The sequence below is a fragment of the Alkalihalobacillus sp. NPDC127517 genome, from assembly GCF_050276055.1.
GTDB lineage: Bacteria > Bacillota > Bacilli > Bacillales > Bacillaceae_D > Alkalicoccobacillus.
Genome location: NZ_JBNNQX010000002.1, coordinates 383413 through 404381 on the forward strand (window position 1 = coordinate 383413; position 20969 = coordinate 404381).

The 20969-nt window shown below is 37.8% G+C and carries 17 protein-coding genes; 12 read left to right on the plus strand and 5 right to left on the minus strand.

The genetic code is table 11. The features are described 5' to 3' along the window. Nucleotides 1-31: 31 nt before the first annotated feature. From ACQKKO_RS04200 to ACQKKO_RS04245, 10 genes are all read left to right on the plus strand, one after another. Nucleotides 32-829: a phage tail domain-containing protein gene (locus ACQKKO_RS04200; protein ID WP_498644614.1), complete on the plus strand. Its 798-nt coding sequence runs from the start codon at nt 32-34 to the stop codon at nt 827-829. Nucleotides 830-851: 22 nt separating this feature from the next. Next, nucleotides 852-3683 carry a DUF7359 domain-containing protein gene (locus ACQKKO_RS04205; protein ID WP_498644616.1) on the plus strand — a complete coding sequence of 944 codons (2832 nt, stop codon included), beginning with the start codon at nt 852-854 and terminating at the stop codon, nt 3681-3683. Beyond that, nucleotides 3680-6028, plus strand: coding sequence for a right-handed parallel beta-helix repeat-containing protein (locus ACQKKO_RS04210; protein ID WP_498644618.1), 2349 nt, complete (start codon nt 3680-3682; stop codon nt 6026-6028). The genes ACQKKO_RS04205 and ACQKKO_RS04210 overlap by 4 nt, the downstream gene beginning before the upstream one ends. A 72-nt stretch (nt 6029-6100) precedes the next feature. After that, on the plus strand, nt 6101-8119 hold the full coding sequence (locus tag ACQKKO_RS04215; RefSeq protein ID WP_498644619.1) for a hypothetical protein: 2019 nt from the start codon (nt 6101-6103) through the stop codon (nt 8117-8119). A 35-nt stretch (nt 8120-8154) separates the two neighbouring features. Beyond that, nucleotides 8155-8418 carry a hypothetical protein gene (locus ACQKKO_RS04220; protein WP_498644621.1) on the plus strand — a complete coding sequence of 88 codons (264 nt, stop codon included), beginning with the start codon at nt 8155-8157 and terminating at the stop codon, nt 8416-8418. Nucleotides 8419-8444: 26 nt separating this feature from the next. Beyond that, nucleotides 8445-9833, plus strand: coding sequence for a hypothetical protein (locus tag ACQKKO_RS04225; protein ID WP_498644623.1), 1389 nt, complete (start codon nt 8445-8447; stop codon nt 9831-9833). Between the two features lie 414 nt (nt 9834-10247). Further along, nucleotides 10248-10688 (plus strand): hypothetical protein, encoded by a 441-nt coding sequence (locus ACQKKO_RS04230; RefSeq protein WP_498644625.1) that lies wholly within the window; start codon nt 10248-10250, stop codon nt 10686-10688. Next, nucleotides 10664-11038 carry a hypothetical protein gene (locus ACQKKO_RS04235; RefSeq protein WP_498644627.1) on the plus strand — a complete coding sequence of 125 codons (375 nt, stop codon included), beginning with the start codon at nt 10664-10666 and terminating at the stop codon, nt 11036-11038. The genes ACQKKO_RS04230 and ACQKKO_RS04235 overlap by 25 nt, the downstream gene beginning before the upstream one ends. 70 nt (nt 11039-11108) lie before the next feature. Further along, nucleotides 11109-11372 (plus strand): phage holin, encoded by a 264-nt coding sequence (locus ACQKKO_RS04240; protein WP_498644628.1) that lies wholly within the window; start codon nt 11109-11111, stop codon nt 11370-11372. 112 nt (nt 11373-11484) lie between these two features. Further along, nucleotides 11485-12711 carry an N-acetylmuramoyl-L-alanine amidase gene (locus ACQKKO_RS04245; RefSeq protein WP_498644630.1) on the plus strand — a complete coding sequence of 409 codons (1227 nt, stop codon included), beginning with the start codon at nt 11485-11487 and terminating at the stop codon, nt 12709-12711. Nucleotides 12712-13270: 559 nt separating this feature from the next. Here ACQKKO_RS04245 and ACQKKO_RS04250 read toward each other — a convergent pair. Next, a complete protein-coding gene (locus ACQKKO_RS04250; protein ID WP_498644632.1) occupies nt 13271-13516 on the minus strand; it encodes a hypothetical protein in 246 nt (81 codons plus the stop codon). A 130-nt stretch (nt 13517-13646) separates the two neighbouring features. Between ACQKKO_RS04250 and ACQKKO_RS04255 the strand changes: the two genes are divergently transcribed. Beyond that, a complete protein-coding gene (locus ACQKKO_RS04255; protein WP_498644634.1) occupies nt 13647-13940 on the plus strand; it encodes a hypothetical protein in 294 nt (97 codons plus the stop codon). A 381-nt stretch (nt 13941-14321) separates the two neighbouring features. Here ACQKKO_RS04255 and ytxJ read toward each other — a convergent pair whose 3' ends face one another. The 4 genes from ytxJ to ACQKKO_RS04275 all read right to left on the minus strand — a co-directional run bounded on the left by ytxJ (nt 14322) and on the right by ACQKKO_RS04275 (nt 18993). After that, nucleotides 14322-14669: a bacillithiol system redox-active protein YtxJ gene (gene ytxJ, locus ACQKKO_RS04260; protein ID WP_498644636.1), complete on the minus strand. Its 348-nt coding sequence runs from the start codon at nt 14667-14669 to the stop codon at nt 14322-14324. Between the two features lie 73 nt (nt 14670-14742). Then, a complete protein-coding gene (locus ACQKKO_RS04265) occupies nt 14743-15585 on the minus strand; it encodes a DegV family protein (protein ID WP_498644638.1) in 843 nt (280 codons plus the stop codon). A gap of 135 nt (nt 15586-15720) precedes the next feature. Beyond that, nucleotides 15721-17835, minus strand: a complete 2115-nt coding sequence (gene recQ / locus ACQKKO_RS04270) for a DNA helicase RecQ (protein ID WP_498644663.1) — start codon at nt 17833-17835, stop codon at nt 15721-15723. 72 nt (nt 17836-17907) lie between these two features. Further along, nucleotides 17908-18993, minus strand: coding sequence for a PQQ-dependent sugar dehydrogenase (locus ACQKKO_RS04275; protein ID WP_498644640.1), 1086 nt, complete (start codon nt 18991-18993; stop codon nt 17908-17910). Between the two features lie 189 nt (nt 18994-19182). Between ACQKKO_RS04275 and ACQKKO_RS04280 the strand changes: the two genes are divergently transcribed. Continuing rightward, nucleotides 19183-20772 (plus strand): ABC-F family ATP-binding cassette domain-containing protein, encoded by a 1590-nt coding sequence (locus tag ACQKKO_RS04280; protein ID WP_498644642.1) that lies wholly within the window; start codon nt 19183-19185, stop codon nt 20770-20772. Nucleotides 20773-20969: the final 197 nt, after the last annotated feature.

Sequence of the window (20969 nt, forward strand, 5' to 3'; positions counted from 1 at the left end):
GCGCTTCTTTTTATTTTGAGGAGGTGAATTAATGATTAAAGAAAGTTTAGGAATTACATATGCAGGCGTACATTCTTCTCAATTAGGAGTGACAAACGTTTCAATTGAGGAAGGCTTATTCGAAGAACACTTCCTAGCTGACCAAACAGTAAATTTTATAAGGATCAAAAATCAAATAAGGTCGCTTCTTATAGATAGAGATAAGCAACCGATAGTCCACAATATAAGACTTTACTTTGAAAACGGTTTTGACAATAAAAAACTTCGCCTCGTCAAGCAATGGTTAGATAAAGATTTTTTTGAGCCACTCCAATTCGATGAAGACTACGGTAGAGTCTACTACGCTATGCTTCAAGATAGTTCAAGTTTGACTCACACTGGACACGAAGACAATCAGGGTTATGTCACCTTCTCAATGATTTGCGATTCCCCCTATTCTTACTCACCTATCCAGTCTTCCCAAATTTACAAGTACCAAGATTCAAAATGTTATCGTCAAGGTTATCCTGTTCCCAATGGCAAAATTCAAATTTACAACGATGGAGATTTCGGGATCAATCCATTGCTTAAAATTAAAAAGATTGGTAATGGGTCTGTCGAGGTTATAAACGATGGCAAACCGAATGATTCTTTTAAAATTGACAATATAAGTGACGGTGCTGAAATAACAGTAGACTTTGAAAGAGAAATAATTGAGTCAAACACACCTAATAAATATTACTATTCAGACTCAAATGAGAATTATTTTACTATTCCACTAGGTGAACAAACTTTATCAGGAAAAGGTGATTTTGAGCTTGAGGTTCTATATGAGTCTACATATCTGTAAGCACAGGAGGTGATCTTATTCCATGTATTATTTTGACAAGAGCGCAAAGCCCAAAGAAATTAAGTTAAGATTAGCTAAACCTGATCGTGAAATAATTGATAACTTGTATGGAATAGATGACATCAATCTTGTGCTTAATTACGATGATATGATTCATGAGATTAATTTCACAGCGTACACTAAGGCTTATAGCTTCAATAGGAATTTGATTGACAATCCACTTGTACCTAAGTTAAAAGAAGGGTATTCAATCAAATGTGATTATGATAATCAAATATTGTGGTTCATCGTTACTAGTTGTAATGCTACTTCCTCAATGGGAGAGGAATCAATTAAAGTTAGTGCATTTTTAGAATCCTATTCTTTAACATATCATAAAGTCTTGAATTATGAGAAGCAGTCAGTATCTATTCAAGAGGCAGCCAACGATTTATTAGAACGAACAGGGCTATCGGTAGGGCACATTACCCCTTCTTTAAGTGCCAAATTCCGTCAATTTGATATAACCGAAGGTACAAAGCTAGAAATGAATCAAAAAATTGATGAGGTATTTGAAGCAAAAACTGTTTATGAAACGGATAAAAATTTAGTTCATTTTTATGAAAAAGATGAGCTTTCTATTAATAGAGGTCTTAAGCTTTCACATAAAAATTATGTAGAATCTTTCAGTAAAAGTAGTAATTACAATGAGCTTGTTACTCGTCTTCATGTGAGAGGCACAAACGGATTAACGATAAACAGGATTAATCCCACTGGTCAAAGTTATATTGATGATTTTTCATTTTACCTCTACCCTTTTAAAAGAGATGAAGATGGAAATGTGATAACTCACTCAGAGTATATGAGTGATGACTTATGTCATGCTTTACTCGATTACAATAAGCTAGTTGACGATAACAGCAATAAGTTTAAAGACTTACTTGAGCAAAGAAGCAAGCAAGAGGAAGTAATCACAAATGAAGAATGGGAATTGGTCGATAAGCGTACTGAGTTACAAATTGCTAAAGATTTATTATTTACAGCAGACGAATCAGGCTTTGAAGACACAGCCCCTTATGTCACTGAACAAACAAAAGCTGAGAAAGTTGTTAAATCTCAAGAATCAAAACTAAATAGTGAAAGAGATAAATTAGATAATATCAACAAAGATATAGCCGCTCTGAACACTCTACTCAGACTTGAGAATAATTTAACAAAAGCTCAACTGGATTTTTTATATAAGCGATTCTTCAAAGAAGAGACATGGGTTGATGATGCTTACTTTGATGATTCCGATTTATACGATGAAGCACATAAAGTCATGTCTGAGTTGAATAAGCCCCCAGTTGAAACTACAATGTCACTTGCCAACTTTTTCATGATGGTTAGTGAACAGCATAACTGGGACAGATTGAGACTTGGTGAAAAAATTGTGGGATATCATAAAAGGCTAGGTATTAATGACGAGTTAACTGCTTCACGTATATCTCTTAACTTTAAATCTAATTCAATTGATGTCACGCTAAGTAATGGTAAAAAACTTGTCAGTGTTGAAGATCAGCTTGCAAATTTATTCTACACGGTTACTAAAGCTAAAACTGAGCTAAATAATCGCAAAGATAACTATAATCAAACATTCCAGCAATTTCGTATACGCAACAACCGCATCTCTACTCCTGTTGCATCAGTTACACTTTCCTCCTCCCCACTTTCAAGTAAATCTAATGATGACGGTACGGCTAACGTTACAATTAAATGGGAGTATCCTGATAAGTATGAGGAAGATAAGTATAACATTGATGGCTTCAGGGTTTATATATATAGTAGTGACAAACCTACTCCTATCCTTCTTGGTTCTAATATTAACGGTGAAGAGTCTAAGCCTGTTCCTAGAGAGCAAAGAAATTTCACCTTTAACAGTCTTACCTCTAATAAATATTACACTATCGGGGTTATGGCTTATCGAACTGTCGATTCTGATATTAAAGAAGATGGTGTTATTAAGTCAGAGATTGTACAGCCTCGTAACACTATCCAAGCAATGAGGCTGTTTTCAACTCAGTCAAATGTCTCGGAACCTGTAGAAGATTCTCACCCTGTCCCCTTTCAACCAACTGATAAAGTTAACTTCAATGGTAGTATACGTCACATTGATTTCTACACTTCATACGAACCTCCTGAAAACCCCTCACTTGATGCTCAGTGGACTCACCCCATTACTAAAAAAGTCAGCAAGTTTAATGGTATTGAATGGGAGCCAATGAGAATTGAGGAGATAGAAAAAGAAGGTTATGTATTTGATGCACTGGACATCAACGATAAATTCACTCAAGTTGATGAATTACAGTTTGATATAGATGATACATTTTTTAAGATAGATGAGATAAACAGAACGCTAATAGAACTTAACAGCTTCAAAGGAATTGTAGACTATCTTGTTGCAGATGTTGGAGTTATACAGAATGATTTAAGTGAAACAAAAAGTAACGTCGCATCATTAAACGAGAGAGTTTCTGAACTTGAGAAATCATCAATAACTATAAACACTAAGTCCCTTCAAATTGGCGATACACTCCAAGAATTCACTACCATCCCCTTCTCCTCCCACCCTATCCATATCGCTTTCGAAAAAGCTTTTAACGATAAACCTTCTGTTAATGTGCAACTTTATGGATCTAACTCACTTATTCACATAAGAGTTAACTTGATTTCTGAGCCATTTGAACAAAGTTATATTTACACAGGCGTAACTATTCATTGTGATGAAGGAGATGCGACAGATATTTCAATAACTGCTATTGGAAAGCTTTTTATTGATGATCAACCTGTTATTAAAGAAATAATATACGACGACGAAGACGAGGTGATTAATTGAAAGAGTACCCTCTAATAAACAACTTAAGAAAAGGCACACCCGATGATCCTTTTATCCCTAAAAAAGATACAAGGGTTGTTTTGGGTGGAAGAATACAATTATCAGAGCTACCTGATATTAATTCGAAAGTAACCATTGCCGACCCCGATAATCAAACTTGGTTTCAGGTTAGAAATGAATCATTACAATATACAAAATTCACTGTTGATTACAGCAGTGGCTTTATCTATTTTGACCCAGTGAATGATAATAAGGTTTTAACTATTTCGTATACTGGAACAGGTTTCGTCTCTATCCCCTCTGGTCGAGTACATACTAAAAGTCAAGGATCTAATGTTACTGAGACATTAGATGACTATACGGAGAAGATGAAAGAAAATGCTGAAGGCATCAAGAATTCTTTAACAGACAATTTTAAACTCATTCAGGACAATAAGGACTTGAGAGATCGAGCGCAACTTAAAGTCTCAGAGTTTGACCAAAAAATGAATGACTTTTTCATGATCCCTAAGAGTCCTGTGCCTACGTATGACGATTTGTTTATAATCCACCCTACTCCGAAGCTTGGTTGGACAGTACAGGTTGAAGATGAAAATGTTATGCGCCGTTGGGATAATCATGAATGGTCAGTAATCTTTAACTTGGATAAAGTAAACGGATATAATTTTCATGTTTCTAATGACGCTCCTGTGAGTGTTTATGATATGTGGGGAGCTACAACTGAAGAAAACTATGTCCCACAAAGTATGAGAGTTAGAGTTTCGGAAGATGAACCTACTATTAATCAACTCTGGGGACTAGCTCAAAACACTTATGGCTTATTCATTAAAAGCTGGAGTCGCAGAGGCGGTTGGCGAGGAATATTAGCCAATGGCTTAATGACTGAAGATAGAAAATATCAAATCACTGCCGAGGAGCTTCAAGAGTATTTTAAGAATGGTGAAGTTGTTAAAGCAAGAACAAACTTGGACAATTATACCTTCCCTGATTTAGCAAAAAGGCTTCTTGATAATGATGAAAAACTGCTAAATAAATCCTCGCTGCTCAAAGCAAAGGCAAAGTACAGCATCGGCGGCGCAGGGTGCGACTTTTCAACTATTAATGAAGCATTAGAGTTCGTAACTAAGCATCATGCTTGGTATCAAAGAAATCAAATCTGTGTGGAACTAGTATTAGCTAAAGGCTTTATTATGAAAGAGCAAGTACTGGTTCGTGGATTAAATCTAAGTTGGATTTTAATAACTAGCGAGGATACTGAGGTTCCTATTCAAAGATCTGCTTTAACAACAGAGTTAAATGCAGAAATGTTCCCTGCTTTCGGTGTTACCAATGGCTCTTCGCCAATTATTGGAGTATTATTCAACATGGATAAAACAGGAGACGGCACAGGACGATGTGGTGTATATGCATCAGACGGAGCCACTTTAACATTGCTTCCTAAAGCTGGTGTAAAGAATGCTACATATAAGGGTATGTTTGCAAATAGAGCTTCTACAATAAATGCACATGAAACAATCTTTACTGGCGCAGGTGATGACGGAGCATATGCCTTAAATGCTTCTACAATTAACGCCAATGGAGTAGATGCAAGTAATGCAGGGAATAGATGTGTTCGAGCTAACCGAGGAAGTACTATTAGTGTTCATAATGCCAAATTAAATGGCTCAAAAGGAGAAGCTAATGTTTTAGCATTCCACGGCTCAACAATTAACGCTTGGAATGCTCAATGCAACAATTCGGCTGGTGAAGGCATTAAGGCTATATATAACTCTAGAATTAACGCTCGTTCCACTACTGTGAACGATTCAGCCAAGATTGGTATTTATTGTGATGACTCAAGCTCAGTAAGTGCAAGTCGAGCCACTGTCCTGAGATCAAAAGGCTACGCTATTTATGCTTTAAATAATTCTAATATCGATCTTCGTAACGCAATCATCTCAGATTCAAATGACATCGCAGTGTTTGCTAACCGAGCTTCGACTATTAACGCCCATGAAGCTACGATTACGAACACTAAAGGCGAGGCTGCGGTTCAAGCACAACACTCTTCTACTATTAATGCTTGGGGATCTGTTGTAACTGGCTCTCAAAAAGACCTCTGTGTTTGCGTCCATGCTTCTAGGGTAAATATGAAATCTTCAGATTTACGTAATACTAAAGGAAGAATTGTTTATGCAGAAGGTGTTTCAAATGTAGAATTATCCACTTGTGATGTGAGGAACTCAGGAGATGCAAAAGTTGAAATAACAAGAGGAAGTCATGTAGTTATTTTTGCAATCAACGGAACTATAACCCCCTCTACTCCTGTCAACGAGCTAACAAGAAGCGGTGTCATATACCAATAGAATTAAATTATTAATTTATGAGCATGGGACTCTCTCCTATGCTCTTTTTTACATTCAAGGAGGGAAAAATATTTGAATAAAACGGACTTTTTAATTAAACGAAATGACACATCTGATATGGTTTATTTTGATGTTCCAGCGCTTGTTAATTTAGTAGGCGCTAAAGTTCAGTTTTTAATGAGAGATAAGCCAGTTCGAGACTCAGATCCTGAAATTCTTTTTGTAAACTCTCCTGCTGATATAGATGGTCAAACTTTAGTTTACAGGTTTGGTAAAGGCGATGCTATAAGAGCCGGTTTTCATTATGGAGAATTTCGAGTAACGTTCGCTAACGGACATGTTAAGTCATTTCCAGAACCCGACCCCACAATAAAAGATTATAAAAAACGTTCCGAGGCAGCTTTCCTTAATATCGAAGTACATATGAATATCCTAGCCAACCAACGCACTCAAATTAGAAATGACCTAACTTATGATTTAATCGAGGCCAACAAGTTTAAAACGGAAATTTTTGAGGACAACCAAAACTTTAAAGCAACTAGTTCTGCACAAAGCAATAAATTCCAATCTGGTATGCGAGATGACTTTATCGGTCACAAAGTACATGTCGATGATTTAGTAGAACAAACCTTAGAAGTTACGAAATCTTCTAGAGATACGGTTATTAATAAAGCTAATGAAATAAGTCAAACAGCTCAAGAATTCAAGGATGATAGATCTAGAATTGATTTACAATTGGGTCAAAACGAGAAAAAAAGCAATCATAATAAACAAAATATTGAACATCATGGCGTAATGGTATCTGACTTTTATGTAGAGGGTCAAACAGATGACACTCAAATGTTTAAAGATGCATTTAGTTATGCCTCTAGGCTTGGTTTACAGATTTCAATACCTTGGAAATCAACCCCTTATGTAATCACAGATACAGTGTATAAAGGTAACTTAGCTCCTAAGATAAGTGGTAGCGGTGGGTACGTAGACATAAACTTCAATCCATCCAATGAAAAAACTCCATTTTTATGGCTCGATGGTGAAGATTGTGTTAGAGCGTCTGTTAAGAATCTTATTATCACTGGAAACGTAGGGCATAGGCGAGGAGTATTCCTAAGATCAGAAGGGATGCTAAGACAATCAAACTTTGAAAATATTCAATTCAGTTGGTTACATACATGCTTTGAATGGGTCGATCATGTAAATGTCTGCACTTTCAGAAACGTACGCAGTATTGCTGTTGAATACCATCATTTTATGAATAACCCACTAAAAAGCTTTAATAATATTAGCATGTATAATTGCAATTTTAGAGCGACAACGTACGGAATTTATTTAAATTGCGAATGTAACAATGTTACGTTTTACGACGGTATTTTTGACATCAAAGATTCTTCAAATTCAGAAGGTCGAGGAGGTATATACTTTACATTTCCAAGAAACGTAAACTTCGTGGGTGGCTATGTTGAGGCTAGGCATCAATCCGTCTTTGAATTCGACACCAAAAGTTGGATGAGTACCTATAAACTATCCGTGAAATTTGACGGTATGTATATCCGTGACAATATCGCAAGTACTGGAATAAGGGTCTCGACAGCTATAAAGTGCATAGGTGAAATTGACCTGAATGTGACCAACTGCTTCTTTACAGGTTGGCAAACTTGCATAGACTTCGCTCAATCAACTGGAACATTAATTGATGAAAACAATAATTTTGCCAATACAGGCAGAAATCTAAATCTATCCTCATCAGTTAATGAAAACTATCTAAATGAATTTAGAGGAGTAACTGAGTTTGGAAATAACAATAATGGAAGATTCATCAAGTATATAGATGGAACTATGATTTGCTACCATACAGTAACTACTAGCGCTACGCAGAGTTCGACATGGGCATACCCTGAGAGTTTTGTGGCAGCAGGTACAGTACAAGTTACAACAGGTATAAGCTACGGTGGAAATGAAATTACATGTGTAAATCTATCAAACCGCACTTCTACAAATATATCTATGAAAACTCTTCGCATCTCCCCTACCGGTACTACTGAACAAATTAGCACTCCTGTTTATCTAACCGCAACTGGGAGATGGAAGTAACCAAAAACTATAGAAATGACAAAGGGGAATATTTAATGGCTATTCTAAAAGACATCGAACTAACTAACGGATTATCAGTGAAGAGAGCGTATTTAAGAATTGTTTATTTTTCGTGGACAGAAAATAACATTGAATTTAGTGTTAATGCCTATGTGGACAATTTGGCATTTATTGAAGGGAAAACACCAATCACATCATTGAATTACAATACGGTATTTGATAAAGATAAATTCTTATTTGGGCAAATGTACGATTACCTTATGGAATTGCCAGAATTCAAGGGCGCAGAAAAAGCTTAATTACATATAAAAGGGTTGATTCGCAGATGGAGCAAAATGAGAAATTCAACAGTCGAATGACTAAAAATAGCATAGATTTAATAGGAACTGTTAAATATGGAGAAATCAATGTAGATGAAATCATTAAATCCATTGGATTCCCGAAGTTTAACCATGATTTGGAGTTTAAATTGTATAGAGATACAAGCGGAATTGTTAAACATACATTTAATTTTAATAGCTTGATACTAGGTTGGCACGTTTACTATGTGGACGGTTTGAACGGTCATCGCACAAATGATGGAACCAGAGAGCATCCTAAGCAAGAAATCGACCTTACAATTAGAGAGATAGAGTTAGAGCCTAGTATTACAAATGCTATCATTTTTCTCTTAGGTGATTACATACCTAGAACAAGAAGTGCTATTGGTTCAAGCGTGAGTATTACTAAGAATTATGCCATTATCGCAGAGAATGAAAGATTTATGGCAGGGAGTATAGAACCAGAGCTAAGTTGGTCTGATGAGGGAGAAGGAGTATATAAAGCAACGAGATCGTCTGTAGCAGAAGTGTTTGACGATACAGTTAGAAGCTCATACGAACTACCGACAACATATAAAAAAGTGAATACCTTAGAAGCGTGTCGAGATGAAAGGGGTACTTGGTTCCAATTAGGGAGTGCGTTGTATGTTCATAGGTTAAATAATTCAGTTCCGAGAAACGGTGAAACCTATGTAACAGTTAACGCACATACGCTACACCCAGTACTAAAAGAAGATTCATTACTAATGATTAGAAACATGACGATCTTATCAGGGGCTGATAGAACGCCTGCTTTCTTCTCTTCGGATGAGGGAACGAAAGGGCATGTCATTGTTGACAACTTTAATGTGCTTTCAAGTAAAGGTTCTGGAGCAAATGGAATCGGTACCGATAACCTAAAATCCTTCTGGATTTTTAACTCATTAGTCAAAGATGTCCAGAGGGACGGATTCAATTATCACGCGACTAGAAATGGTGACTCATTTGTATTTGAGTACAATGTATTGGCTGAGAATTGTGGCGTGAACGATTCTACTGACATCAATAACGCAACGACTGCTCATGAGGGAATTCATATACTGAGAGTTCGATCTTTTGGAATCAGAACTAAGGGGCCTGTATTAGCTGACGTACACGGCTGTTATTCAATCTGTATTGATTGCAATATGAATGATTGCCTCATCGAAAATGACAGTGCTTATAATAAAGCAGCATTCTTCTTTGAGGATAATAGTCAATCACATGGACATGCAATCTTAATCAATTGTAGCGGTGGCGATAGATTTACAAAAGGAATTAGTTGCGGTACAAGTTTTAAAGCAGAGGGAAAAATTGCAGTTTTAAATTTTGTTGGCAGTAATATCCCCGGTGATATAAACTTTCTAACTATGTAATAGTTGATTAATTAGAAATAAAAGACAAGTTTTATTGAAATATAGTTTGTGAATAGTTTGTGTAACCCTTGATGCTACTAGCGTTCAAGAGCCGAACTTTTCACAAACTTTTTTTTATTTTACCCCTCTCCCCTCTTTTGCTCCATTTAACCTCAAATTATCTCTCATCTGAGAGTTCATATAGAATTCTACCCTTATTCTCACATTTACATAGATGAAAACAAAAAATAGACCTCTCCTAGTTCGATTAAGCTGCGAATGAGAGGTCTATTTTATATGTATCGGGTTGCCTGAAACAACCCTAGACTCAACATAGCGTATGAGTCTTAAATACAGAATACCTCAAAACATAGCGGAGCACTAGTGACAAAGCTCCTATTTTAAATAGATAGATATAGGAAAGGAGCTAGAGAGGTGATTAGAATCTTAGGGCATTTTGGCATAGATAAGAAAATTATTGATTATTTTTTGTTCATTACCTCCCTCATCTTAGTTGGTAATTTACTAATTAACGGCATCGGATTTTTGATCATTGGCGCAGATGATATTTCTCATACGGAAACCTATGCGTTAATGGAGAAATTCATGTCCATTCGTTGGTGGGGAATCATGTTTATAATCAATGTAGCCATTACTATTTTGGCTTTATTAGCTCGTAAGTGTAAATACAAATACGCATTCTACATAGCTTCAGGTTTAATGGGCGCAGGCTTAACATTTATCTACTCTGTAGCCAGTTTTGAAACATCAACTTATTTAATTCATTCTTTTAGATTCCTGCTAACACTTAGTTGGCATGGAGTAATAGCTTTATTGGGGGTGTTAATGCTTTGTCAGAACCACAAAAGTATCTAACGCCCGGAGAAATGTACAAACATACGCAAAAGCTTGAAGATAAACTGCGTAACGAAATTGGCGGTGTGGAGGACAAGGTGGAAAAGGTGCAAAGCGAAGTATCAAATTTAAGCACATTAGTTGCTGTATTTGGTGAACGTTTAGGAAATATTGATGAGAATACAAGGAAAATGAGCGAAGCTATGACCGCTCAGGCAAGTGAGAAAAAGAAGTTTAAAGGCTTGAAGGCTGTCGAAATGACTAAGGGCGTATGGGCTGTGGTTGCTTTAATAGTCGGTGCTATTTTAGCAAATGGCGCTGTGCTTAGTTTCTTCGGAGATTTCTTTTCGAGAATCTTTTTCGGTGAATAAAATATATGCAGCACACAAGCCCTTTGGTGAGACTCCTTTGGGCTAATTTTAATTTCAGGAGAGTGATTCAATGAAGATCAATTGGAAAGTTCGACTACGACAAAAGCCATTCCTTGTAGCTATAGCTTCTGCTGTTCTTGTATTAATAAAAGCAGTCGCAGAGCTATTTGGCTACACATTCCCTGAAGGGATGATTGAGTCTTACGTGGATATCGCAGAAAAGGCGCTTTACCTTCTTATGATTTTAGGTATCGTAATCGATCCTACTACTGAAGGAACTGCAGATAGTCAGCGAGCTTTAAATTACAAAGAACCAACAAAGAAAATCAAATAACTCTCCCCTATTCTATTAGCCACAAGACCCGTACATTTAAGTCCGAGTCTTTTTGTGTTTCAGCGAGAGATTCAGCTTAGAGCAAAACAAATATTTAATTGGAGATGATTTAATGACTAAACACTTACTAATTGCAGGACACGGTACACGAAAAAACGGTACATTCGATCCCGGTGCAACTGGATTTATTTCTAAAGGTGAGCATCGTTACATGAAAGAAGACCTCTTCCCTGCTATGAAAAAATACCTGCCTAAAGGACATAACGTAGTATTCCATGATGCTTATAATGTTGTTGATCGTGGAAATATTGTAGCTTTAGCTGCACAACATAATGCTTCTCAAGTTACAGAATTCCACTATGACGCTGCTTCTGCGGCTGCAAGTAAAGGACATGTCATTATCCAAGTTGATCAGAATCCTAACAATATGGATTTAAGACTACGTGATGCAATCGATAAGATGGTTGGAGTTAGATATAATCATAGAAGCCATGTTGGAATTAGTGGTAGAGGGAATCTTGGTAACGCTAACCGTTCTGTAAAAGCAAGCTACCAATATAGATTACTTGAGCTAGGTTTCGGTACTAATAAAACTGATGCAGATATCATGGTGAACAAAGTAGATGAGTATGCACAAGCATTAGTCGAAGCTATATGCGGAAGTGTCAGTGTAACAAATGATACTCAGACAGGTGGAACGCAAGTTGAAGCTCCTAAGCCTTCCCCCGCTCCAGCACCTAAACCTCAGCCAACAACTTCTAATCAAGCTGCTAAATCAGGTGAAGGAATCGTAGATTATCTTAATCGTGTCGGTATCGACTCATCTATGAATAACCGTAAAAAGTTAGCTGATCAGCATGGTATTAAAAACTACACAGGAACAGCACAGCAAAATACAGATCTGTTAAATAAGATTTCAAGTGGGACTACTCCTGCATCTAAGCCAGCACCAAAGAAAACTACATCTTCTACATCTGCTAAAAGTGGTGAGGGGTTAGTCGATTACCTAAACAGAGTTAAGATTAATTCTAGCTTTGGCAATAGAGAGAAATTAGCTGCTGAACACGGCATAAAAGGCTATAAAGGTACTGCTGCTCAGAATACAGAGTTGCTTAACAAGATTAGTGGTAGCGCACCTAAAGCGGCAAGTAAACCAGCAGTTAAGAAGTCAAGTAATCCTAAAGCAAAAAACGGAGAAGGTCTAGTTGATTACTTGAAGCGTATTAAAGTTGATTCGAGTTTCGGGAATCGTCAGAAGCTTGCTAGTCAACATGGCATCAAAGGATACAAAGGAACAGCAAAACAGAATAGTGATTTATTGAATAAGATTAGTGGATAAAGAAACACATTCGGGGAGTAGATTGGCTCATTAAGTTGAGTTGGTCTACTCCCCGTTTTTTTTTGTTTTATGTGAGCATTACTTAAGCCTCTATATTTTAGTATGATATCAATACGGAAAGAAATACTAGCTGATATCATACTAAAATATAGACGAAAAAATGGATTGTTTTTTAATAATTATGGGCTGATTTTGATAGTTAAGAGGACACGCTAGAGGTCACGTTTTAGGACACATAAAAAAGCATAAGCTATAAAAGTCACACCAAAGCCACTCAAATGTAGGCTTTTATAGCTTATTTTAGGACACATTAGTAAATAGAAAACACTTCAAGAAATCGCCATAAACCCCGTCACATCAATGTTATCAAGGCTTTCAAGCTCTCATTTGAAAATGACATAAAATTAATATCGCAATCGAGATAGACTCATCCATTTTTATGAAAAGCATGATTTTGAAGTGGAGATTGACGAAGAAAACTTGAATGGCTCCATTGTCACAAATCTATGAATCCCATTTTTAGAAGCTACTTGTATGCTTGCCATGCTTGTGGCTTTTTTTATGTATGATTCTTTTTTCGATCTGCTAACCAATTGATCATGTACACGAAGATCGCAAACGGCAAGGTAAACAATAAAATCATTAAGCTTAATGGATATGCCCAAAATAATCCGTGGAATTGAGTGTTCTTACTTATAACATAATGGTACACATCTCCCCCTATTGTTATTAACATGACCGGTAAAATTGTTAGAGTGATTGTCCATAAAGTCGTTTTTAAAAACCCTTTAAGAAATGTATTCATTATTAAAACCTCTTTTAAACCACATTACATGGCTACCTTTTACATCTCTATTGTACATTTTTATGTAGAACATTTTAAAGTACTTTCACACACAACCTCCTCATACAATGCATAAAGGAGGCGCATCACAATGTCCGAGATCCCTTTTAGTGAAGAATATTTACAAAGCCAGTTGAGAAAGTTAAATGAATTAAATCGCTTATCTGTTCAAATTAAAAACATTGCGACTAACGAAGACTACGAACATCTTAATCTTGCGCTTGACAGCGTCTATGCAAGCTACGGGCAATTAGTTGATACACTGCTTCAACATAAGCGAAACCGCGTGTATACATCTGATGCTGAAGCGTACATTAAAGAACAACTTGACTATTCAGCAAGTCAATTAAACAGATATTGTGATAAGATCGAGACGCCTAAATAGGGGTCTTTTCTTGAGAGTTAAACGATAAATGCCGTTGCAAACATCCCAATCAGTACTAAGACTCCCGCCACCAAAAGCCACTTCTCATCTGCTTGTATGCGCATAGTCAACTCACTCCTTGTCCACTCGTTTACTTCCACATTACGTAGTCCCCAACAAAAATAGAACTCGAAATGGATAAATGAACCTTAATTGGTCATTCTATAAACGAGAATATAGAGTGACTTGGAGGGTACCATGGACTGGTTTCGACTATTGCAGCATACATGTTCAATCTTAGCCTTTGTTTGTTTATTTTTGGTTTATGTGAAGATGCTCAGGGAATCTAGACGGAAACATGCACATAAAAAAAGCAGCTGACGCTCAGCTGCTTTTTTCTTATTATGCTTGAAGTGCGTTTTCAATGCTCTCTTGCGTGATATTCCAATGAGATTCTGTCCATTTCACTTCGCCGTTTTTCAGTATAAAGATTTGCGGTGATTTGTGTACAACTTCTAAGTCTTCTGCAATCTTATTCGATACAGGTCGGAATTCAATCACTTTCACATAAGCCGTAGCGATCTCTTGCCCTTTCTCCGATTCAACAAAGGTATTAAATTGTTTGAATGCATCAGCGCTAATTGGGCAAGACGTGCTATGTTTAAACACAATAACCGGCTTGTCTGCATCAGCCTTTGCTTTAACCTCTTGCCAGTCTTGTTCACTTGTTAGTTCATGTACATTTGTCATGGAATAGCCTCCTATCATCTGTATGCTTGACTATAACTTTTTTTAAAGGAAGAATCAATGAAACAGGTTTGTCTTATTCTGTGTAATACATTAACGCAATGGCTCCCGGCCCCGTATGTGTGCTAATAATTGGTGAAGTCGTGGTCACAAAATAAGGAACATTCGGGGCAATCGCTTTCAAAGCGTTCACTAGTCGCGTTGAAAGATCCTCTGCTTCTATATGAGTAATAGTCACTTTCTTTACGACTTTACCAAGTGCTGCTTCAGAAAATTGATTGGTAAGATAGTCGATAACTTGTTTGTAGGTTCGCATGTTTTTAATTGGTGAATATTCTCCATCTACAATGGCAGCTAAAGGTTTCACCTTTAATAGAGATCCAATTAAAGCTTTTCCTTTCCCAATACGTCCACCCTTTTGTAAATACTCTAATGTATCGACCATAATAAATAAGTGAGATTGGTCGCGAATGTCTTGAAGCTTAGTCAGGATTGGCCCCATTTGTATTCCGTTAGATGCCATCTCCGCAGCTTGTTCCACTTGAAACGCAAGTGCGCCAGATATAAACGATGAATCAAGAACTGTTACATCAGCTTTTGAATCAGATGCAGCAAGTTCGGCTGAATGAACGGTGCCGCTCAACTTTTCAGTCATATGAATGGACAGAATTTGAACTCCGGGGTATTTCTCTTCTAATTGATCATATACGGTAAGAAATGTTCCAACGGATGGTTGAGAGCTTTTTGGAATCTCAGTAGAAACCTCTAACAAATCGATAAATTCTGTAGGATCCAGGTCTACACCATCTAAAAATGTTTGACCGTTTGCTTGGATCGTTAAAGGCACAACCTGTATATCTAGCTTCTTAATAAGATCTGCAGGTAGGTCACACGTTGAATCGGTTACAATTTTTATCATTCATTTTCTCCTAAAGAAAGACATATAAAAGCCTGAACATCAGGCAGATATCCTGCAAATCTGACATTCAGGCTTCTCACATTGTATCATACAATTGAGTCCGGCTTCGACTTAACAAATGACGAAATAATGAATTTATTTTCCGATCACAAAACGAATCTCTTCAAAGGTATAGTCTTCTGGTAGTTCATCCTTAATCGGTCGTAAGAACTCAGTTCCTACTCGCTCGGCTACCTGTAAAATTTGCTCTCTTTTTTCTTCTGGAACAAGGCTCGCTAAGTTTAGCTCCATCCCTTCAGATTCCGCACGAATGAGATGGTTAAGTATTGTTCTTTCCGAAAGTTCACGTTCATTTACAAGTTCCAGGATAGTTAATCCATTTAAAAATTGAGTTGCGGTCTCTAAATGATTCCCTTTCTTTCCAGATCCATTTGATGAGGTCTTTGAAGGGCGTAATGTGATATCCACCTCTGGCTTTTTATCTTTAAACGGCGCCAGTGCTTGGATAAATGCTTCTGCATACTTTGTTTTCTTCTGCTCACCCACTCCACTTATCGAACCGAACTCATCTTCTGTTTGTGGAATATATTTACTCATTTCTTTTAACGTCTTGTCAGAGAAGACCAAATAGGGTGGAATTCCACTTGCTGAGGCAAGTTCTTTTCGTACATTACGAAGCACAGTAAACACTTCGTCTAACTCTTCAGGCTCTTTTAGCTCAGGTTCAATCCGCCTCATCACGTGCTCATTGCCAAGTAATACGTTTACCGCACGCTCTGTTAATTCAATCGTTGGATATTCAGAGTTCGTCCGTTGCAAATAGTCTTCAGCTACAAGATAATCTATAAATGATTGAACAGATTTAGCTGTTTGTTGTTTCATTAGCCCATAGGTTGAAAGCTTATCTAAACCAAATTGTTTGATTTTCTGATTTGTGGAACCCGTTAAAATTTGTGCAACCATCATCGTTCCAAATCGCTCTCTTGTTCGCTTGATGCATGAGAACACCATTTGAGCCTCTCTCGTACATTCTTGTTTTTCGCCTTGCTGCAAGCAATTACTGCAACGTCCACAAGGCTCGGCCGAATCATCTCCAAAATAACGTAGAATGGTTTGTTGAAGACAGCTTTCAGTATGACAATATGAAATCATCTTTTGAAGCTTATAAAATTCATTCTGCTTGTACTCTGCGTCTGCATCCGATTGTTCAATAAAAAATTGCTGGGTTCTAATATCCTGCCCCCCAAATAGTAGAATACAGTCACCTTTTTCACCATCTCGCCCCGCACGACCCGCTTCCTGGTAATACGCTTCAATATTCTTTGGTAAGTTATAATGAATCACATATCTCACATTTGATTTGTTAATTCCCATACCAAATGCATTTGTAGCGACCATCATCTCCACTCGGTCATATAGAAAATCCTCTTGACTGGCAGCCCGGTCCACATCACTCATCCCACCGTGATAGATTCCACAAGTAAAGGACTTCTTTTGAAGATGACTAGCGATCTGCTCTGCTTCCTTACGCGTTGACACATAGATAATTCCAGGCTCACCCTTACGCTGGTTCACGTACTTTGTAACATATGCACGTTTGTCGACCCCTTTCATCACCTGAAAGGATAGATTTGTACGCGCAAAGCCAGTCACAACCGCATGATCCTCCGAAATAGCTAAATGTGATTTCAGATCGTTTTGAACGTCCTTTGTTGCCGTTGCAGTAAGGGCCAGTACAATCGGTCGAGGCTGTAGCTGCTCCATCCACTGCGGTATCGTCATATAACTTGGTCTAAAGTCATGGCCCCACTGAGACATACAGTGTGCCTCATCAATTGCTACGAGCGAGATGTCGATAGAAGACAACAGCCTTTGGAACGCGAAATTTTCTAATCGTTCTGGTGCGACATAAACAAGTTTATAATGCCCCTCTTTTATTCCCTCTGTACGAGCAAATTCTTCCTTAGCAGACAATGTACTATTCAAGTAGGTTGACGCAATGCCGAGTTCATTTAATGCATCCACTTGGTCTTTCATTAATGAAATTAAGGGAGAGATCACAACTGTTAACCCTGGAAGTAACATTGCGGGGATTTGATAACAGATAGACTTTCCTCCACCTGTAGGCATGATAGCTAGCGTATCCTGGCCATTTAATACATGAGAAATGACACGTTGTTGCCCGGATCGAAAGGATTCATATCCAAATGTTTGTTGAAGCAGACGACGGGCATCCTCTTCTAAGTTCATACGTGACAAAAACAATGCCCCCTTTAAATTCTGTAATAAGTAAAAAAGTTCGCACCATGGCGAACTTTAGTTTCATTCGACTTCTATTAGTTTATCATCTGTGTCATCAGGATTGCCACGTCCATCTGTGTTATTTGTTAAAAAATATAAGCGATTATCTTGCATATACACATCACGGATGCGGCCATACCCTTCAATGAACGGACTAATCTCTCCTTCATCAACGTTCACTTCGTACACAGCCTCCCCACGCAAACCTGCCATGTAAAGCTGATCTCCGGCTGCAACTAGACCGGATGGGGCCCATGTATCATCACCAGAATGAATAAATGGAGCCACCGTATCATCGGATGTCTCGTCTCCCTCATAATCTGGCCAACCATAATTGTTACCGGGTTCAATTTGATTTATTTCATCTAAAGCTGTTTGTCCATGCTCCGAGCTATACATGGTTCCATCCTCTAACCACGCGAGTCCCTGTGGATTTCTGTGACCATAGGACCATACATATGAATCTTCCATTGGCATCATATCAGGAATGGAACCATCAAACGTCATTTTTAGGATCTTCCCTGCTAATGAATCAATATCCTGAGACAATGGAGGATCCTCTGCATCACCTGTTGTCACATACAATTCATCTTCAAAAATAGCTAATCTGCCTCCATTATGAGTCGGAGCCCCTGGAATGTTTCCTAGAAGTTCTACTTCTTCTTCCCAAACGTCCTCATCCCTTACTACTTGAACCACTCGATTTTTAAGACCTTCATCATCTTGATACGTGTGATACAAAAAAGCTTGCTGATTGGAATCAAAGTCAGGATGTAGTACAAACCCCAGCAGTCCCGATTCACCCTGCTGCACAATTTCTTCAGAGACATTTAATGTTTGGTCTGACACGTCTCCGTTCTGAACCATGACAAGGTTTCCATCACGGTCAGTTATAAACCATTCTTCTTCATGCATTTGCAAAGCCCAAGGAGAATTCAAAGAGTCAGCTACTACGTTTTCAGCCACTTCACCCTCATTTGTGTCCGTGGTCTTGTTTGCCTCACCTTGGCTTTGATCATTTGGCTCGCTCGATTCCTCATCAGACGATTCCACTCCACAAGCAGTTAAAACACTTGCTGCTAACCCAATCATCAACGTCTTTTTCATAGTATCCCCTCCAAAAACACTATTACCTTCATGGATAAGAAGTAAACCGCATTCTTTTTTGGATCAAGTGTCTTAAAAGCGTCTTTGCCGTTTACATCAGGCTTTTTAGGTTGTAGAATGGACAAGATGGACACAATTGCATAAATAAAAGCGTGAAACGCTTGTAACGATAATTGGAGGAAACAACACATGATTACTGTTCATAATGTAGGTTTGCAGTATGGAGACCGCAAATTATTTGATGAAGTGAATATTAAATTTAGCCCGGGGAATTGTTACGGATTAATTGGAGCCAACGGTGCCGGAAAATCAACATTTATTAAGATTCTATCTGGAGAAATCGAACCCCAATCTGGTGATGTGAGCCTAAAACCAGGACAACGTTTAGCTGTATTAAAGCAGAACCACTTTGAATATGAAGAAGAAGAAGTTTTAAATACAGTTATGATGGGTCACCCACGTTTGTATGAAGTCATGCAAGAGAAAAATGCCATTTACATGAAAGAAGAATTCTCTGATGAAGATGGCATGAAAGCAGCTGAGCTTGAAGGCGAATTCGCTGAGCTTAATGGGTGGGAAGCAGAATCAGAAGCAGCTGTCCTTTTAAAAGGACTTGGCATTGATGAGTCGCTACACTATAAAAAACTAGCTGACCTAACTGGTTCAGAACGCGTTAAAATCTTGCTTGCTCAAGCCCTTTTTGGTGAGCCTGATGTTCTTCTTTTAGATGAGCCTACCAACCACTTAGATCTTAAAGCGATTCAATGGTTAGAGGATTTCTTAATTAACTTTGAAAATACTGTTATTGTTGTGTCGCATGACAGACATTTCTTAAACAACGTGTGTACGCATATTGCTGACCTTGATTTTGGAAAAATTCAAGTGTATGTTGGGAACTATGATTTCTGGTATGAATCAAGCCAGCTTGCCCAAAGAATGGCACAAGATAATAACAAGAAAAAAGAAGAAAAGATTAAAGAATTACAAGGCTTTATTGCTCGCTTTAGTGCTAATGCCTCAAAATCAAAGCAAGCAACTTCACGTAAAAAATTGTTAGACAAAATTGAGTTAGATGATATTAAACCTTCTTCTCGTAAATATCCATACGTTCACTTCACTCCAGAGCGTGAGGTTGGAAACGATTTGTTACGTGTTGAAAACCTGAGTAAGACCATTGATGGTGTAAAAGTATTAAATAACGTGAGCTTTACAATGAACAAGGATGATAAAATTGCACTTGTAGGAACTCATGAAACAGCTAAATCAGCACTCTTTAAAATTCTAACTGGTGAGATGGAGCCGGATTCCGGAAGCTACAAGTGGGGAATTACAACGTCTCAATCATATTTCCCGAAAGATAACTCAAGCTTCTTTGAAGGAAATGAAACGTCGATCCTTGATTGGTTAAGACAGTATTCTCCTGAGGATGATAGTGATACATTCCTACGTGGATTCTTAGGTCGTATGCTATTCTCTGGTGAAGAAGTTCACAAAAAAGCAAACGTGCTTTCTGGAGGAGAGAAAGTTCGTTGTATGCTTTCTAAAATGATGTTAAGTGGCGCTAATGTTCTTCTTTTAGATGAGCCTACCAACCACCTTGACTTAGAATCAATTACAGCAGTCAACAACGGATTAATTAACTACAAAGGGTCTATGATCTTTGCTTCTCATGACCAACAGTTTATTCATACGATTGCAAACCGTATCATTGAACTAACAGATGAGGGATTAGTTGATAAAGAGCTTTCTTATGAGGAATTTCTTAAGGAAAGAGCTTAATTAATATGCTATAGAAAGTGACTGTGACTAAACGTTACTGTAGTTAGCAAAAACGTGAACATAGCAATAAATCCGCTACAGGAGAAACCCTCGCACCCGCGCGGAAGGGCGCCGCTACAGTGTCTTCACCGCGTTCTGTTCCGTAGGAGCATTCCTGTGGGTTTTCTTTTGACCTATTTACACAAAAAAAGTCCTCC

Excerpts from the sequence above, each read along its gene's own strand:
- ACQKKO_RS04220 (WP_498644621.1), top strand. The coding sequence starts at position 8,155 with ATGGCTATTCTAAAAGACATCGAACTAACTAACGGATTATCAGTGAAG.
- ACQKKO_RS04275 (WP_498644640.1), bottom strand. The coding sequence starts at position 18,993 with ATGAAAAAGACGTTGATGATTGGGTTAGCAGCAAGTGTTTTAACTGCT.
- ACQKKO_RS04250 (WP_498644632.1), bottom strand. The coding sequence starts at position 13,516 with ATGAATACATTTCTTAAAGGGTTTTTAAAAACGACTTTATGGACAATC.
- ACQKKO_RS04200 (WP_498644614.1), top strand. The coding sequence starts at position 32 with ATGATTAAAGAAAGTTTAGGAATTACATATGCAGGCGTACATTCTTCT.
- ACQKKO_RS04225 (WP_498644623.1), top strand. The coding sequence starts at position 8,445 with ATGGAGCAAAATGAGAAATTCAACAGTCGAATGACTAAAAATAGCATA.
- ACQKKO_RS04205 (WP_498644616.1), top strand. The coding sequence starts at position 852 with ATGTATTATTTTGACAAGAGCGCAAAGCCCAAAGAAATTAAGTTAAGA.
- ACQKKO_RS04280 (WP_498644642.1), top strand. The coding sequence starts at position 19,183 with ATGATTACTGTTCATAATGTAGGTTTGCAGTATGGAGACCGCAAATTA.
- ACQKKO_RS04240 (WP_498644628.1), top strand. The coding sequence starts at position 11,109 with ATGAAGATCAATTGGAAAGTTCGACTACGACAAAAGCCATTCCTTGTA.
- ACQKKO_RS04245 (WP_498644630.1), top strand. The coding sequence starts at position 11,485 with ATGACTAAACACTTACTAATTGCAGGACACGGTACACGAAAAAACGGT.
- ACQKKO_RS04255 (WP_498644634.1), top strand. The coding sequence starts at position 13,647 with ATGTCCGAGATCCCTTTTAGTGAAGAATATTTACAAAGCCAGTTGAGA.
- recQ (WP_498644663.1), bottom strand. The coding sequence starts at position 17,835 with ATGAACTTAGAAGAGGATGCCCGTCGTCTGCTTCAACAAACATTTGGA.
- ytxJ (WP_498644636.1), bottom strand. The coding sequence starts at position 14,669 with ATGACAAATGTACATGAACTAACAAGTGAACAAGACTGGCAAGAGGTT.
- ACQKKO_RS04265 (WP_498644638.1), bottom strand. The coding sequence starts at position 15,585 with ATGATAAAAATTGTAACCGATTCAACGTGTGACCTACCTGCAGATCTT.